Genomic DNA, 17656 nt, shown 5'->3' with positions numbered 1-17656 from the left:
TATATTATGAAAAGAAACTCATTCCTACACAGAAATGAGTTTCTTCGAATTACGATTTCAACTGGATGTCTTGGTCTGCCTCATTTTTGAGTATAGGTTCACCTGTGCTTAATACGGATTCACGATTCACAATGCACTTAGTTACTTCCGGCATGGAAGGAACTTCGAACATAACGCGTTTCATCACCTTTTCAATGATAGCACGCAAACCACGAGCACCTGTTTTTCGCTGTAAAGCTTCATCAGCGATTTCTTCTAATGCATCTTCAGTGAAAGTTAATTCTACACCATCAAGGGATAGAATTTTTTCATATTGTTTTGTTAATGCATTTTTAGGCTTTGTCAAAATTTGAATTAACGCATCTCTGTCTAACTGATCTAATGTTACCATTACAGGTAAACGACCAATAAATTCAGGGATCAAACCAAATTTTAATAAATCTTCAGGTACAACATCTTTTAAGATAGCCGATACATTACGTTCTTCTTTACGTTGTACATCTGCACCAAAACCAAGTGTTTTCTTAGCGGTACGTTTAGTAATAACTTTGTCCATACCATCAAATGCACCACCACAAATAAAGAGAATATTTGTAGTGTCGATTTGAAGCATTTCTTGATTAGGATGTTTTCTACCACCTTGAGGAGGAACAGAAGCAACGGTACCTTCTAAGATTTTAAGCAATGCTTGTTGTACACCTTCACCAGACACATCACGTGTAATGGAAGGGTTTTCAGACTTACGAGCAATTTTATCGATTTCATCGATATAGATAATACCGCGTTCAGCCCGAGCTATATCATAATCTGCAGCCTGAATAATTTTGAGTAAGATGTTTTCTACATCTTCCCCCACATACCCAGCCTCAGTTAAGCTTGTAGCATCTGCAATAGCAAATGGTACTTCTAGCATTTTCGCTAAGGTTTGAGCCAATAGTGTTTTACCACTACCAGTAGGACCAATGAACAATACATTAGCCTTTTGTAATTCTACATCATCTACTACATTATCTGTTTGTAAGCGTTTGTAGTGATTATATACGGCCACAGCTAAAGAGATTTTAGCATCATCTTGACCAATAACATATTCGTCAAGATGAGCTTTAATATCTCTAGGCGTTGGCAATTCTTTTAAATTAAAGTCATCCGTCTCAACCGCACCCAACTCATCTGCAATGATACGTTCACAAACTTCAACGCATTCATCACAAATATACACGTTAGGACCTGCCACTAACTTGCGGACTTCTTCGCTTGTGCGTCCACAAAAACTGCAGCGCATAGTGTCTTTATCTTTTGCCAAGGGGCGCCTCCATTACTTGCTTTCTACAGGTTCTCTTGTAAGTACCTCATCGATTAAGCCGTATTCAACAGCATCCTGAGCACTCATGAAGTTATCGCGATCTGTATCGCGAGCTACTACTTCAATATCTTGTCCACTGCGAGAAGCTAAGATACCATTTAACTCTTCACGCATGCGAAGAATCTCACGGGCATGGATTTCAATTTCAGATGCTTGTCCTTGCACACCACCTAATGGTTGGTGAATCATAATGCGTGCATGAGGCAACGCATAGCGTTTACCTTTAGTGCCAGCTGTTAAAAGTACAGCACCCATGCTCGCCGCAGAGCCTACACAAATAGTAGACACATCTGGTTTGATATATTGCATTGTATCATAAATAGCCATACCTGCGGTTACAACACCGCCAGGGCTATTAATATACAAATGGATATCCTTATCAGGATCCTCTGCTTCCAAGAATAACATTTGCGCAATAACCGCATTTGCCACATTATCATCGATGGGCCCACCAAGGAAAATAATGCGATCCTTTAACAAGCGAGAGTAAATATCATAGGAACGCTCTCCGCGTTCACCTTGTTCAACTACAATTGGTACATACATATAATCACCTTTTCATGTACCTCGTTGAGCAAACTATTATTCTGCCGCTTCAGCGCCTTTTGCATTATCAATAATGAATCGAGCTGCTTTTTTGCGAGCTACAGAGCCTGCCAACATAGCTACACGACCTTCTTTTGCAATAATATCCCAAACTTCTTTAGGATCTGCTCCAAAGTTTTGAGCCATAATGAAGATTTCACGGTTCATATCATCTGGAGTTACTTCGATACCTTCAGCAGTTGCGATAGCGTCCAATACTAAATCAGCACGTACGTTTTCAGCTGCGGAATCTTTATATTCAGAGCGTAAATCTTCGATAGTTTTGTTGGAGAATTTCAAGTAGTCATCAAGTTTCAAGCCACGGCCTTCCATATTCATAGCCAACTCTTGAATCATTTGTTCTACGCGATCTTCAATCATTACTTCTGGGATTTCTACAGTTGCATTTTTAACAGCTGTTTGAATCAAGTCCGCATTGTAAGTATCGATTGCACGACGGGAAGCCTCTTCTTCCATTTTAGTGCGAAGATCTTTTTTCAATTCTTCAATAGTTTCGTAAGAGCTTGCTTCTTTGGCGAATTCGTCATTCAACTCAGGCAATTCTTTACGTTTAATATCATGGATATGAGTTTTGAATTCTGCTTCTTTACCAGCAAGTTCTGCTACAAAGTAGTCTTCAGGGAATGTTACTTTTACAGTTACATCATCACCAGCTTTAGCGCCAATCAATTGATCTTCGAAGCCAGGAATGAAGCTACCAGAACCGATTTGTAATGGGTAGGATTTACCTTCACCACCATCAAATGGTTTACCATCAACGGAACCAGCAAAGTCGATTACTGCAAAGTCGTCTTTTTGAATTGTAGCGCCTTCTTCAGCAACAACCATTTTTGCTTGTTGTTCACGAATATTGTTCAACTGTTCTTCGATTTGTTCATCAGATACTGTAGCATCTTGTTTATCTGCTTCTAAGCCTTTGTAATCGCCAAGTTTAACTTCAGGGCGTTTAGTTACAGTAGCTTTGAAAATCAAATCTTTGCCTTCTTCGAATTGTTCGCGTTCGATTTCAGGTTCAGATACAGGCACGATATCATTTTCACGAAGTGCAGCACTATAGTTTTGGCTAGCCAATACTTCAAACGCTTCTTCCAAGATAGCTTCTTTACCGAAGTTCATTTCCAAAATACGGCGAGGCGCATGTCCTTTGCGGAAGCCAGGGATGTTCACTTGACCTGCAATGCGTTTTACAGCTTGTTTAATGCCCTTATCTACTTCTGCTGCAGGTACTTCAATAGTTAACGTTACTACGTGTTGATCAACAGGATTTACAGTTGCTTTCATTTAAAATATGTCCTCCTCGAAGGGCAATATGCCCAAATTTCTGTAGTATATTATGCACTCCTAATAATAACATAAATGCAAGGTCAATGCAATTCTTCTCAATATACACTAAAAGACCACCCCAAAACGGGTGGTCTTTACATATTTTACATAATTATGCCAATTAGTTATCTTTAGCAATCAATTTGATAATGTCCCGACGAGACAAAATTCCAATCAAACGGTACTCTTTATCTACAACTGGCACATTTTTCAAATGTTGATCAAGCATAACAGATACAATTTCTTCTACATCTTTATCCGGTGTGGTTGTAATTACTTCATCAGTCATCAATTCATGAACGTGAGATGCCAATAATTTTTTAAATTGAGCATTGTATTCACCGATGCCATTGTAATAGATGCTAGCGCCTAATACATTAACATAATGAGGCACATGAGGACGTACTTTTTTATAAAGTAAATCACCTTCAGAGATAATACCTAACAACTTATTATCATCATCCACTACGGACACAGCTGTTAAATTATATTTAACCAATAAATCAGCTACATCAGAAATTGGCGCATCTTTGCCAACAGTAACAGGGTATTTATTCATTACTTCTTGGATTTTCATAGTGAATTCCTCCTTACAAATACATCTTGCTTTATTATACTATTCGCCACAGTATAATAAAACTCCTTTTTTCTGAAAGTATTATACAAATAATTTTTAAGTCTACGTCTTCTACCAATGATAAGGTTCATTACGATTGATTTTTGATGCTCGATAAATTTGTTCTACAAGTAGCAATCGAACCATTTGATGAGTAAAAGTCATAGGGCTAAAAGATAATTTATAATTTACAGCCTGACGTAATGTATCACTCACCCCAAAGGCACCACCAATAATGAAAGCCATATCGCTAACACCATCCACCTCAAGCTTAGATACCGTCTTAGCAAGTTCTTCAGAGGACATTGGTTTGCCATACACGTCAAGTAATACGGTATACGCATTTTTAGGGACCACTTTTAATAAACGGTCTCCTTCTTCTGCAACGACTTGTTTGCGATCCGCATCACTCGGCTTATCTCCAATTTTACTTTCATTCAGCTCTGTAATTGTAATGCCACCATAGGGGCGCATACGTTTCACAAACTCTGCTACGCCCTCACGTAAATAAGCATCCTTCAATTTGCCGATACAGACTACATAAAATCTCATTTTTACCTCTCCACAGATTGGATGGACACAATTTCATTAGGCTGACCATGTTGTAACTTCATTTCAGGTCCAATACGAACACCACCATCAACAAGCATTTTGCCAATGGTTTGGGTAACGAGGACAGCGTTATTATTATTTTCAGAACGATGGGCCAATATAACTTGCATAAAATCAGGACGTTTCATCATGAGTAGTGCTTGCGCAGCCATTTCATTACTCAAATGACCTTCATCACTAGCCACCCTTTGTTTCAAAAACGGCTGATATGGTCCGAATCGCAACATATGAGGATCATAATTCGCCTCTAGCACTAACAGAGTCGTATCATCAATTCTACGTAAAACATCATCTGAAATCACGCCTGTATCAGTGACAATAGTTGCCTTATCGTTCCCAGCAAACACATTTATACCAATTGGATCAGCCGCATCATGACTTACCGAAAAAGGTTCCACAATTAGACTCCCCAACGTTAAACTGCCCTTTGTAAGCTCGATTAATCGATTCTTTGGTACGATTAACTTATCTTGGATTTCACGCCAGGTACCTTGCTTCGTATACACAGGAATATCAAATCGTTTTAGTAATTGTTGTAGTCCCGCAATGTGATCACTATGTTCATGACTGACAAATATACCCTCTACCTGTGCCATATCAATATGTAATTCTTTTAACCCATTGACAATGCGCCGACAACTGATGCCTACATCATGCAATATTACGGAGTTCCCTTTTTTTATCACTGTACAATTGCCCTTACTACCACTGGCAAGGACATGGACCTCCAACGGTGAGGATTCACTCATCAAAACACTCCATATACTTAATCATAAATCTATTATTTCTGTAAAAGTCAATAGCTTATTTATTTAGTTAAATATTGTATTAACTCATTTAAATTCAAGCTATTATTACGTTCTTTCAGATAATTTAGTCAGACGCTCTACAAAATACGACATATTAGCCTCAATATCTGGCCCTCTGCGGAACATATCGCCTCCAACGAGGAACATCGTATCATTTCCGTACAGCTCAACGAGTTCATTAAGACGAGCATCTGTAACGCCACCACCTGGTGCAGGGCAAGCCGCTTTCATCAAGCCCATTGGTCGTTTAATGTAAGAGGAAATTCTCTTGCATTGCTTCTCTGTAAAAGTAAAGCGTCCACCATAAGATACGAAGATTGGCATATCAGCCCCAAAAATACGAGGTAATAAACCTAGTTGTAAGTAATCGGCTACACCAGATACACCAGGGCTCACAAATCCACCAGAATAAGCGGGATGATGAATAATAGGCAATCGTAATTTTTCATCAGTAGCTAATTTGTGTAACCAACCGAAACCAACGAGACCTACGGCCACCATGAGAGCAGTAGCACCAACCTCTTTAGCAAAATAAGCACGTTCTAACACATCTGTACCATCACCAGATACGTTTGCAGCATATAAAGTATGTGTACCATGTGCAGCATTCATTTCCTGTACCATAGCAGCACATCGTTTTACACGATCTTTATATTGAGAGAAGGACTGATTAGAAATACCATGATCATCCTTTATGACATCTGCCCCACCACATGTATAGGCTCCACACATGCGAGCCAATTCCTCATTTGGTGTTCCCATCGGCTTTACAACGGCTTGAATCATCGGGCGCGTCGGAGTTTCCACTAAACGACGAATCCCCTGTAAGCCAAATCGTGGGCCCTTAAACACATCGTAAAGTGTTGGACATAGCTCAATATCCACCACCCAAATATGAGGCTGTAACGAAGAATTGCCAAAGACAACATTTAAAAATTGTGTTGCTTCTAAAGCTGTAGTATCTACGTGATATGAAATACGAGCCAAATAGTAACGAGAGGTATCAATTACAGCATTTGACATCACACCTACATCGATATATGGAGAATCTTCCACCATATGTTCAAGAGATTCTAGTCGACCAGTAATAGTTTCTTTAATGTATGGATCCGTTACAAACTCATAGGGAAATTCTATGGTTTGTTCTACTTGAACCGCCCAAGCAATTGATTTTGCTTCTTCATATGTACTCGCTTCTATTCTATATGTAACTATAAATCGCTCGTCTTTCATAATGCGTCTCCTTTGCAATAATATTATTTAATTATATACCAAAGTAGTATACGATTCCATAAAAAAAGGCCTCACTCCAAATTAGAGTGAGGTCTTTTTAACAAACGAAAACATATATATTGATGTTTTACCTATACTAACAAGGTTTCTACTGTGAGAGACAATACATATAATCGTATGAGAGTAAACTCGTCTAACTATATCTTATTGGTAGAAATGTTTAGGATAACCTTTGAATCGTGTAAAGTGACGATATTTACGAGTCGCACGATTAGGTTCGTTAACAGTTTTATAACCAAAACCATTAAACATTACATTTAAAATAACAGCGACTATACTACCAGCTGTGATACCAGACTTCAAAAGAATTTGAGCCCATGCTGGAAAGTGTGTATAGAATTGAGGTGCTGCAAGAGGAATCATGGATACCCCAATACTAATGGCAACTAGCATCAGGTTATAGTTACCATCGAAACTAACTTTACCAAGAGAACGAATCCCACTGGCGATAATCATGCCGAACATAGCTATCCCGGCACCACCTAATACAGCATTTGGAATACAAGCTACGATAGCGGCTAATTTAGGGAAAAGGCCTAATAAAATTAAAATTACACCAGATGCTGCTACAACGAAACGACTCTTAACACGTGTTACAGCAATAAGACCTACGTTTTGAGCAAATGCTGTATACGGAAAACTATTAAGGATACCACCAATAATAGTGGATAAGCCATCCGCACGAAGTACCGCAGCCAACTCTTTTTGACCAATAGGTTTATCTACGATTTCTCCAACTGCAATACTATCACCAGTTGTTTCTACCATAACTACGAGCATTACAATAATCATAGATACAATAGAAGCAAAGTCAAAGGTTGGAAGGCCAAAATAGAATGGTGTCACAACAGAAATCCATTGAGAACGCCCTACTTCTGAAAAATCTGTAATACCAACAATCATAGCTAAGGCTGTACCGAGAATAAGCCCAACTAAGATTGCCAAATTACCAAGGAAACCTTTACCAAATCGATAAGTTAATACAACGAGAACAAATGTAGCTACACCAAGAGCTATGTATAGTGGATCGCCAAAGTTTTTATTGCCTACGCCACCCCCCATCCAGTTAACAGCTACTGGCATCAAGTTGATACCAATAATAGTAATGATAGTACCTGTTACTACAGGTGGGAATAGCCGAATCAAACGACTGAAGAACGGTGCCACAAGGAATGTAAAGAGACCAGCTACGATAATCGCACCGTAAATGGTAGTAATATCATGCTGCTGACCAATCAGAATCATTGGACCTACAGAAGCAAATGTAACACCTTGAATAAGAGGAATGCGACCACCGACAGGTCCAAAACCTAATGTTTGAATCAATGTAGCTACACCACATGTAAATAAGTCAGCTGTAATCAAACGAATTAAATCTTCAATTGGCAAATGCATAGCTTGTGCAATAATAATTGGTACAGCTACTGCCCCAGCATACATAGCCAGAACGTGCTGTAAACCATAAGCGAATAACTGCGGGATTGGCAGCATACCATCTACATGGTCGACACCAGATGCACCTTTACTCATAAGAATCACCTCATATCTTACGTTTTAGTTACTAGTTAAACAATATAGTCATACTATCGTACATGATAGAGTTTAGAAATCTCATCGACTTCACGTGGGAACCTTGATGGCTAGGGGCAAAAGCCCCTACCATTAAGCAAATATTCTATTTTTTATAACCTGTATGTTTAATCGGCAAGGACCTACGTGGTTCTCCGTCGATACGACGATACGCATTTGCAATAGCCGGTGCAATCGGAATGCTAGAGATTTCGCCAATACCTTTAGCACCGTATGCATATTGTTCTGGTGTCCCTTTTTCGATAAGACTTACATGAATTGGAGGACATTGGGTAGCTCTAAGAAGTCCTAGCGTACCGTATTTAGATGTTACATACCCTTCTTTATAAGGGAAGTCTTCTGTAACGGCATATCCCATTCCCATAATGGCACCACCTTCGGCCTGACCTGTACAGGATTGAGGGTTGACCACACGGCCTACATCGTATGCTACATGTAAATTAGCAACCTTATTGTCTTCACCAATTGTTGCTACACATGCACCATAACCATAGGCAACGTGATTTTTTGGATGCGATTTATCAGAATTAAATGGATCCGTTTCACCGAGAAACTCTTCATAAATCTCTACGCCATTCAGTTCTTCTAATGTTTTAGTATCTAACATTTCTTTTAAGCGAAGACTTGCTTTGCGAGTTGCTTCACCGGTAAAGAGTGTTTGACGAGATGCAGTAGTTGTACCAGAATCTGGTGTACGCACTGTATCAGGACGTTCTACAAATACTTTATCCGCCGTTAAGCCTGTTGTTTCACAAAGTACTTGTGTTGCCATAGTAGCCATGCCTTGACCAATACAAGCGGCACCCGTACGAATACGAACTTTACCATCACGTACTTCTAAAATAACGCGACCCGTATCAGGTAGTCCTACACCAATACCACTATTTTTCAAACATACCGCAAGACCAGTACGATCAGAGGCATAATATGCATCTTTTACAGCTTCCAAACATTCTACTAAAGCGGTTTCTTTGGAACAAATTTGGCCGTTTGGTAATGAGTCACCAGGGCGTACAACATTTTTATAGCGGAATTCCCAAGGATCCATGCCTACCAACGCAGCTAATTCATCAATATTTTGCTCTTGACCAAAGATAGTTTGTGTTACGCCAAACCCACGGAATGCACCACCAGGAACAGTATTTGTATAAACACATACACCATCAAAGGCAAAATTATCAAAGTGATAAGGGCCACAAGAATGAGTACCAGCACGTTGAAGTACAGGACCACCTAAAGATGCATACGCGCCACAATTAGAAACGATATTTACCTTACTTGCTACCAGATTACCTTCCGCATCACAAGCTGTTGTAATATCCATTTCCATCGCATGACGTTTAGTATGGATATTAAGACTTTCTTGACGAGAGAATAGAACCTTAGTTGGTTTACCTGTAAGCCAAGCTACGAGAGATGCATGATGTTGTACGGTCATATCTTCTTTACCACCAAAGCCACCACCTACGAGCATACTGTGAACCTTTACAGCCTCATTCGGAATACCAAGCATACGAGCAACTTCACGACGATCATCATAAACATTTTGGCTACCTGAATACAGATGAATTTCATCTCCCTCACGATATGCAACGGCACATTCTGGTTCCATAAATGCATGGTCGGTTTGAGGTGTAGAATAATGATTTGTTACTACAAAAGCAGCCTCTGCAATAGCCTTATCTACATCGCCACGAGATAATGTTTGACGAGATAATACATTTCCGTCTGGATGTAACTGAGGAGCATCTGGTTTTAGTGCTTCCAATGGATCTAGTACGGGTTCTAATTCAGTATAATCAACTTCAACTAGAGCCAATACTTCGTCTAAATATTTCTTTTCTGTAGTTGCAACAAGTGCAACTGCATCGCCTACATAACGTGTAATATCACCTTCTGCGATAAGTACATCCCAATCCGGCACTAAATGACCAGTTTTATTGAATGGTACATCAGCAGCAGTCAAAGCCGTTACACAGGCTGGGTGTTCAAGAGCTTTAGACACATCAACGCGATCCACTCTAGCCCGTGGATATTTAGAACGCAATGCCTTAGCGTAAATCATACCATCCATATGAATATCATCGGCATATTTTCCCGTACCTAAAGCTTTTTCCTCCGCATCGACACGATGTAAACGAGCGCCTACAGCAGCATTAGTATCCTTTTCCGGAACAGGTAAATTCTCACGAATCATTTTTGCTGCTAGCATAATGCCTTCTTCAATTTTCACATAACCTGTACAACGACAAATATTACCTAAAATAGCTTTTTTAACATCTTCAGATGTAGGGTCATTATTTTCATCAATTAGGACCTTTGCACTAATAATCATACCTGGTATACAGAAGCCACATTGCACCGCTCCACATTCACCAAAAGCATAGGTGTATACAGCTTTTTCCCTATCAGTTAAGCCCTCAATCGTTACAATTGATTTGCCATCTAATTGGGATAATTTACTAACACAAGCTTTTGCCTTTTTCCCGTCTATAATTACTGTACACGTACCACAAGCACCAGCACTACAACCTTCTTTGGTGCCTGTCAGCTTCAAATCAGCTCTCAAGAAATCAATTAAGCGCTGATCCTCTTGAGCCTCATAATAGGTGCCATTCACTTGAAAGCGGTACATATATAGTCCTCCTTTCATTAAGGAATACATTCACCAAGATATGATTCTATTAAAGATCCATCTTGTACCACATGGTGACCTCTGAGGATTACATCACGAACCATACCGGTTACAGATAGTCCCTCATACGGTATATAGTCAGCCTTTGTATGGGCAGACTCTATTGAAAGAATGTGTTTTACATTCTTATCTACGATTGTAATATCTCCATCACTACCTACAGCTAATGTACCCTTCTTAGGATACATGCCATATAGTTTTGCTGGGTTTTCACTTACTAATTTCATAAAATCTACGGCACTCATATTGCATTGGTTTACCAATACATCATAAGCAACGATGCCCCGTTCCTCAGCACCTGGAATGCCACCAGGAATACGAGTAAAGTCATGACGACTTTTTAATTTTTGCCCTTCAAAATTGAAGCTACAATGGTCGGAGCCAATAGTTTGGAAAGTACCATTTACTAAAGCGTCCTTCAGTGTCATTTGATCTACTTCAGTTCTAAGAGGTGGACTCATCACGTATTTAGCCCCTTCATAATCAGGTAAACTATATCGTGATTCATCAAGTACCAAATACTGTGGACATGTTTCACAAGTCACTGCATGCCCTAGTGCACGTTCTCGAAGGATTTCTTCTACCCCTTCCTTAGAGCTTACATGCACAACATGTACTGGATAATCTAGAGAAGCGCCGATTGTACTAAATCGTTTAATCGATTCCGATTCAATCATAGCAGGTCTTGTAAGTGGGTGATTACTTATATCTAAGTCACCGCACTTACGCTTATCAGCTACGAGTGCATCGATGAGGTCCCCATTTTCACAGTGAGCCCCTACAAGTGCGCCTGTTGGTTTTATAGCTTCAATAGCGTCATAAATTTCTCGGTCCGTTAAACGGAACCCATAAGCTAAATATACCTTAAAGGATGATACACCAGCTTTAACCACTTTCGGTATTTCACTGGCCACCGTATCATTCATTTCTACAAGCTCCATATGGAATTTGTAGTCACAGGAGCAATGCCCTGCAGCACGCTCCTTATGAACCTCTAAGCCTTTACAAAGGGAGCCCTCCTCAGGAGAAGCAAAATTGATAATTGAAGTAGTCCCACCAAGGATAGCGGCCTTCGTACCACTATCAAAATCATCCGCAGTCGAGGCTAAAGCATTGGTCATTTGAAAGTGTGTATGAGGATCTATAAATCCTGGGAATACGTAGCAACCTTTTGCATCAATTACTTTAGCCCCTTCTGGAACAGGAACGTGTTCATCGATGGCGACAATTTTATCACCATCAATTAATAAATCTCCGGTAAGGATTCGATCAGTTAAGACCAATTCCCCTTGTTGTATGATAATCATGATACATAGTACACATGCTCTTTACGGAATGCATGTACAACTCCTTTCAATTCTTCAGGTAATGCATCAATGTCACATACGGCTTCTTCACCTTTGAAGCGATAACCACAGCTAGTGCCTGTGATGTAGAAACCATCATTTGTACTATCTGCTAAAGCTTCAGCATTGTGGAAGAATGTAATGCGATCCTTGTATGGTTGACAAGGTTCTACGCAATGACATGCACAGTTACCACACTCATTACAGCTTTGATCAACATGGACGATCAATTTAGCATCATTTACAGTAACGACTTCATTACATCTATTAGGACATACGCGAACACAAGCACCACAAACTACGCGGCAGTGATAGTCAGAGCTACGTGTACTAGGGAAGGATGGCATTGCTTCACGTTTCTTCTTCATAGCATCGCTCTTCTTGAAAATTTTGTTCTCAGCGATGTCTTTAGCAAGTTCAGCGATAAGTTCTTTATGAACTTTTAAAGCAGCTTTGTAATCAGTAGATTCTACTTCGTCTGCTAAACCTTTGAAAGTATTGTAACCTTCGCCTTGCAGAAGAATTGTACATACTGTTACAGGCCAGATACCACAATCAAAGATAGCTTTAATGTTTTGTTTTACAGCACCGCCGCTATAAGACATTGGTAAACGTTCGCCGAATTGAGCACTTAAAAGCTCAGCTACACCAATTGTTACGGGTAACAAGGATTTACCAGACATGTACATTTGCTCGCCTGGCAATTCATTGTTGTGAATTTGTACAGGGAATGTATTTGTCAATTTAACGCCAAAGATCTTGTTGTGTTTTTCACCAAGAGCGATAAGACGTTCTAACATTGGAACAGCTTTATCGAATTGAAGGTCAACTTCAAATTGATGGTCTTCAAAGTCAATGTATTCAAAGCCAGCTTTATCCAATAATTCTCTAATGCGTTTTGGACCTAACAATGTAGGGTTGCATTTTAAGTATAGGTGAAGACCTTTTTCACTGATAAGGTACGAACAAATGGATTCGATTTCTTCTGCTGGGCAACCGTGCATTGTGGACAATGTGATTGCTTGACAAAGTTCATCACCAATAGAGTTGATGAAATCAGCATCGATATGTTCAAATTCATCTACGTGGTCAAGGCACCATTGTTTACAAGTATCCCACATTGGAGATTGAGATGCACTGCGCATTGTGTTGATGAATTTATCAACCATAGGGCTCTTGATACCAGCCAAGTTGTAGCCAACACTCATGATGAATAAGAATCCATCTGGATCGCCTAATCCTAATTCTTTAGAGATTAATTTTAATGCGAACCAAGCTTTAATGTATTCATCAGCAGCTTCATCACAGCTATATTCAGAAGACCACTCTACGTTGTATGCTTCATCTACAGAGTAGATACAAGGTCTAGGAATACCTAGTTCTTCACCATACATAATTTGTACGGTTTTTAATTCGATGCAACGAGCACCAGCTACATAAGATGCCACAATATTTTGTGCCAACTGTGTATTAGGGCCAGCTGCTGGACCTACAGGATTTTCAATGGATTTACCAAAGATAGATAAGCGTTGATCATGATTCGTACGATGAATTTTATTTACATTGTAAATACGATTGTACATCTTGTACTCAGTCATAATGTGGTTCATCAAATTTCCGAAACTTACCGGATACATAATGTCACTCATAATGTCACACTCCTTTAAAGCGCTTGCGTTATGGGTTTAGTCGTTTCCATAAACCTTTAGATGTTGCTAAAACTTCGTCCATTACTTCAGCTTTATCAATGCCTTGTAATTTACGATCAATCATGCGTGGTACACCATCACTAATAGTTGTTACTACATACATACCATTAGCACCGAATAGTAAGTGACCATTGATGTTGTTTTCATCAAGTGGTGTTGGTGCTGCGTAATCAAGAACAATTACGTCAGCTGCGGCACCTTTTTTAAGGATGCCTACCGTAGTATCGAAGAATTCATTAGCCATTTTGCGGTTGTTTTCAAATAGCATATAAGGTACTTCTCCCCAGCCTACATATGGTTTATGTTGCTCATGTTTCACAAGACAATTCGCTACTTTATAAGATTCGAGCATATCATTTGTATAACCATCTGTACCAAGACCAACAGTGATTCCTGCATCTAATAGTTTCAAGATATCTGTCGTGCCTACTGCATTACCCATGTTACTTTCTGGGTTATGTACGACCTTAGCTTGAGATTTTTTCAATAATGCCACATCTTCGTCAGTTACGTGTACACAGTGACCAGCGATGCTCTTAGGGCCTAAAATACCTGCCTCTACGAGACGTCTAACAGGTGTCATGCCATACTTTTCTTTACTATCTGCCACATCTTCAGGACCTTCTGCAACATGAACATGATATCCCAACTGATCCTCATTATGAGCTTTCACATAATCTAATGTTTCCGTGCTCAATGTGAAAGATGCATGCAAGCCCATCATCGCCGCCAGTCTGGATGAATCTTGTTTTGCTTCTTTACCAAAACGTACGTTTTCTGCAACAGCGGCTTTCATTTGATCTACGCCATTGCGGTCGGATACTTCATAGCATAAACAAGAGCGAACGCCGAATTGTTTAGCTACATCTGCAATGATGGATAAGCTGTTAGGCACTTCACCATAACTTGCATGGTGGTCAAAAATAGTAGTTACACCATTTTCGATGCAGCCTAAATACGTAAGTAATGCACTTGCTTTTACATCAGGAGCGGTCAATTTATTATCTAAGTAGAACCAAAGGCCTTCCAAGATTTCACCGAAGTTAGTCGGTGCTGGACCTGGCAACGATAAGCCTCGTGCAAGAGCGGAGTAAATATGATGATGTGCATTAATGAAACCTGGCATAATCAAGCCACCATGAGCATCAATAATTTCTGCGTTTGCATAAGCTTTGCATAATTCATCATATTTACCAATATCAACAATTTGAGTCCCGTCGATAGCAACAGCACCATCATAAATGATAGGTCTATCAGCGTCGCGAGTAATAACAGTACCTTTTCCTAATATAATCATTTGGGCACCTCCTCAACGATTCGTTGAAATGCATACTTATAAACTTATATATTATTATAATACGATACGCGTGCCTGTTTTTCCTGCTATACCATCTTTAGATTTCTCTAATAATGTAATAATAGAAACACGGCCTTTTTTGGATTCTGCAAATGCTATAGCGGCTTCTACCTTTGGTTTCATCGAGCCTTCTGCAAACTCACCAGCTGATACATATTCTTTAGCTTGTGTAACAGTTATTTCATCAAGCCATTTTTCATTTTCTTTACCAAAGTTAATGGCAACTTTTTCAACAGCTGTTAAAATAACGAGAACATCAGCATCAATTTCTTGGGCCAATAAACTACTAGTCCAGTCTTTATCGATAACAGCAGCTGCACCATGAAGTTCATTCCCTTCTTTAGTTACTGGGATACCTCCCCCGCCACAAGCAACAATTAATTGTTTGCCTACTAAACCTTTTATAGCTTCTAGTTCAATGATTTCTTTTGGTGCTGGAGATGCCACCACACGACGATAACCACGACCCGCATCTTCTTTTACCACATAATCGTAATTCTTTTCTGCGTATTCAGCTTCTTCCTGAGTCATAAAGTGACCAATTGGTTTTGTAGGATTTTGAAAAGCTGAGTCATTTTGATCAACAAGTACTTGTGTAACCATAGTCATTGTTGGCAAATCTTCAATGCCACGATTTAAGAGCTCTTCGTGAAGAGCATTTTGTAAGTCATAACCAATATAGGCTTGACTCATTGCTACGCATACAGATAATGGAGTATTTGGTTGACCCTCTACTTCACGAGTCAACGCAGCCATCGCATTGTTGATCATACCAATTTGAGGTCCATTACCATGTGTTACCACTACATCACAATCAGCTTCTACTAAATCAATGATTGTTTTAGCTGTACTTTTTACTGCAATTTTCTGTTCTGGTAAGGAATTGCCTAATGCATTTCCCCCTAATGCTACTACAACTCTCTTTTTCATGTTATGCCTCATAACAAACTATTAAGAATAAAAGGAGCCATCAATACGGATGGCCCCTAAACTTTACTTTACGGTTGAACTCGTTCGGTTCCCTTCCGTTCTAATTCTTTTAAGGTTTCTACAGGATTTTTAAATTTGCTAAGGAAAATCATAGCTGCAATAACATATGGTTTGTAGCTTGCTTCCTTGTAAAGAGGTATACGATAGCGGTCGAACACTGTTGCGTCCACTTCACCTTCATCACAACTTACACCTGTAATATCTGCCGGTAAGCAATGTAAGTAAAGAGCTTTACCATCTTTAGTGAGACTCATCATCTCTTCCGTACATGCCCAATCTTTATGTTTACCATTTTCTTCAAGAAGAACTTTTTCTAATGCTTTAATGCCTTCATGATCGTTTTCACCATACAATTTAGTACGTTTTTCCATCGCACCGAATGGAGCCCAACTCTTAGGATATACGATGTCTGCATCTTTGAAAGCGTCCTTCATGTCGTTAGTTCTACGGAATGAACCACCACTAGCTTCCGCTTGTTTCTTAGCGATTTCTTCAACTTCCGGCATTACTTCATACCCTTCTGGATGGGCTAATACAACTTCCATACCAAGACGAGTAAATAAGCCAATAGCACCTTGAGGTACGGATAAAGGTTTACCATAGGATGGAGAGTACGCCCACGTCATAGCAATCTTTTTACCTTTAAGGTTTTCTACACCACCGAATTCTTTGATGATATGAGCTGTATCAGCCATGATTTGTGTAGGATGATCGATATCACATTGTAGATTTACAAGTGTTGGGCGTTGCTCTAGTACACCATCCTCATGACCTTCTTTAACTGCATCGGAAACTTGATGCATATAAGCATTACCTTTACCGATATACATATCATCACGAATACCGATAACATCTGCCATAAAGGAAATCATATTAGCTGTTTCACGAACTGTTTCACCGTGAGCGATTTGAGATTTGCCTTCATCTAAATCTTGAACTTCAAGACCTAGCAAATTACAAGCGGAAGCAAAGGAGAAGCGTGTTCTTGTAGAGTTATCACGGAATAAAGAAATACCAAGACCGCTGTCAAATACTTTAGTAGAAATATTGCGTTCTCTAAGAGCACGTAATGCATCAGCTACTGCCCAAACACCTTGCAATTCATCATCAGATTTCTCCCAAGTTAAGAAGAAATCTTCGCCGTACATTTTACTAACGTCTAGTTTTTGTAAAGTTTCAATACTTTTATTGAAGTCTGTCATCTGTAAGTCCTCTCTTTCAATTCCCTAAAGGGCTACTTAGGATCTAACTTTATATGGTACCTCATCAAATGGGGAGGTACCATATTAAATTTGTAGTTATCAACTATGTTATAATTATTTCCGTATTAAATAGATCTAATTCACA

The 17656-nt window shown here is 39.4% G+C and carries 14 protein-coding genes; all 14 read right to left on the bottom strand.

Going from position 1 to position 17656, the window contains the following annotated elements:
* Positions 1–49 precede the first annotated feature (49 nt).
* The 14 genes from clpX to ygeW all read right to left on the bottom strand — a co-directional run bounded on the left by clpX (position 50) and on the right by ygeW (position 17511).
* Positions 50–1303, bottom strand: coding sequence for an ATP-dependent protease ATP-binding subunit ClpX (clpX, locus tag RYO55_RS07655; protein ID WP_295814422.1), 1254 nt, complete (start codon positions 1301–1303; stop codon positions 50–52).
* A gap of 12 nt (positions 1304–1315) precedes the next feature.
* Positions 1316–1909, bottom strand: coding sequence for an ATP-dependent Clp endopeptidase proteolytic subunit ClpP (gene clpP, locus RYO55_RS07650; protein WP_004696517.1), 594 nt, complete (start codon positions 1907–1909; stop codon positions 1316–1318).
* 36 nt (positions 1910–1945) lie between these two features.
* Positions 1946–3250, bottom strand: coding sequence for a trigger factor (gene tig / locus RYO55_RS07645; RefSeq protein WP_295814413.1), 1305 nt, complete (start codon positions 3248–3250; stop codon positions 1946–1948).
* A gap of 163 nt (positions 3251–3413) precedes the next feature.
* Entirely contained in the window at positions 3414–3869 is a 456-nt protein-coding gene (locus RYO55_RS07640; protein ID WP_004696521.1) for a CBS domain-containing protein, read from the bottom strand.
* A 111-nt stretch (positions 3870–3980) separates the two neighbouring features.
* A complete protein-coding gene (gene rlmH, locus RYO55_RS07635; RefSeq protein ID WP_302498165.1) occupies positions 3981–4460 on the bottom strand; it encodes a 23S rRNA (pseudouridine(1915)-N(3))-methyltransferase RlmH in 480 nt (159 codons plus the stop codon).
* A 2-nt stretch (positions 4461–4462) separates the two neighbouring features.
* The gene (locus RYO55_RS07630) at positions 4463–5269 is read right to left on the bottom strand and encodes an MBL fold metallo-hydrolase (protein ID WP_278466374.1); all 807 of its coding nucleotides are present in this window, start codon (positions 5267–5269) and stop codon (positions 4463–4465) included.
* Between the two features lie 105 nt (positions 5270–5374).
* On the bottom strand, positions 5375–6562 hold the full coding sequence (locus tag RYO55_RS07625; RefSeq protein ID WP_314984903.1) for a RuBisCO large subunit C-terminal-like domain-containing protein: 1188 nt from the start codon (positions 6560–6562) through the stop codon (positions 5375–5377).
* Between the two features lie 204 nt (positions 6563–6766).
* Positions 6767–8152: a nucleobase:cation symporter-2 family protein gene (locus RYO55_RS07620; protein WP_004696527.1), complete on the bottom strand. Its 1386-nt coding sequence runs from the start codon at positions 8150–8152 to the stop codon at positions 6767–6769.
* A 145-nt stretch (positions 8153–8297) separates the two neighbouring features.
* Positions 8298–10847, bottom strand: a complete 2550-nt coding sequence (gene xdh, locus RYO55_RS07615; protein WP_302498163.1) for a selenium-dependent xanthine dehydrogenase — start codon at positions 10845–10847, stop codon at positions 8298–8300.
* Between the two features lie 17 nt (positions 10848–10864).
* Positions 10865–12214, bottom strand: a complete 1350-nt coding sequence (gene hydA, locus RYO55_RS07610; protein ID WP_302498162.1) for a dihydropyrimidinase — start codon at positions 12212–12214, stop codon at positions 10865–10867.
* On the bottom strand, positions 12211–13902 hold the full coding sequence (locus tag RYO55_RS07605; protein WP_302498161.1) for a selenate reductase: 1692 nt from the start codon (positions 13900–13902) through the stop codon (positions 12211–12213). Before RYO55_RS07605 ends, hydA begins: the two co-directional genes overlap by 4 nt.
* A 28-nt stretch (positions 13903–13930) precedes the next feature.
* Positions 13931–15259 (bottom strand): putative aminohydrolase SsnA, encoded by a 1329-nt coding sequence (gene ssnA / locus RYO55_RS07600; protein ID WP_314984902.1) that lies wholly within the window; start codon positions 15257–15259, stop codon positions 13931–13933.
* 54 nt (positions 15260–15313) lie between these two features.
* On the bottom strand, positions 15314–16249 hold the full coding sequence (gene arcC / locus RYO55_RS07595) for a carbamate kinase (protein WP_295814384.1): 936 nt from the start codon (positions 16247–16249) through the stop codon (positions 15314–15316).
* A gap of 68 nt (positions 16250–16317) precedes the next feature.
* A complete protein-coding gene (gene ygeW / locus RYO55_RS07590; protein ID WP_302498159.1) occupies positions 16318–17511 on the bottom strand; it encodes a knotted carbamoyltransferase YgeW in 1194 nt (397 codons plus the stop codon).
* Between the last annotated feature and the right edge of the window lie 145 nt (positions 17512–17656).

It is taken from the genome of uncultured Veillonella sp. (assembly GCF_963551295.1).
Classification (GTDB): Bacteria; Bacillota; Negativicutes; order Veillonellales; family Veillonellaceae; genus Veillonella.
Note: the sequence above shows the minus strand (reverse complement) of the source record. Positions and strands in the feature narration are given on the sequence as shown.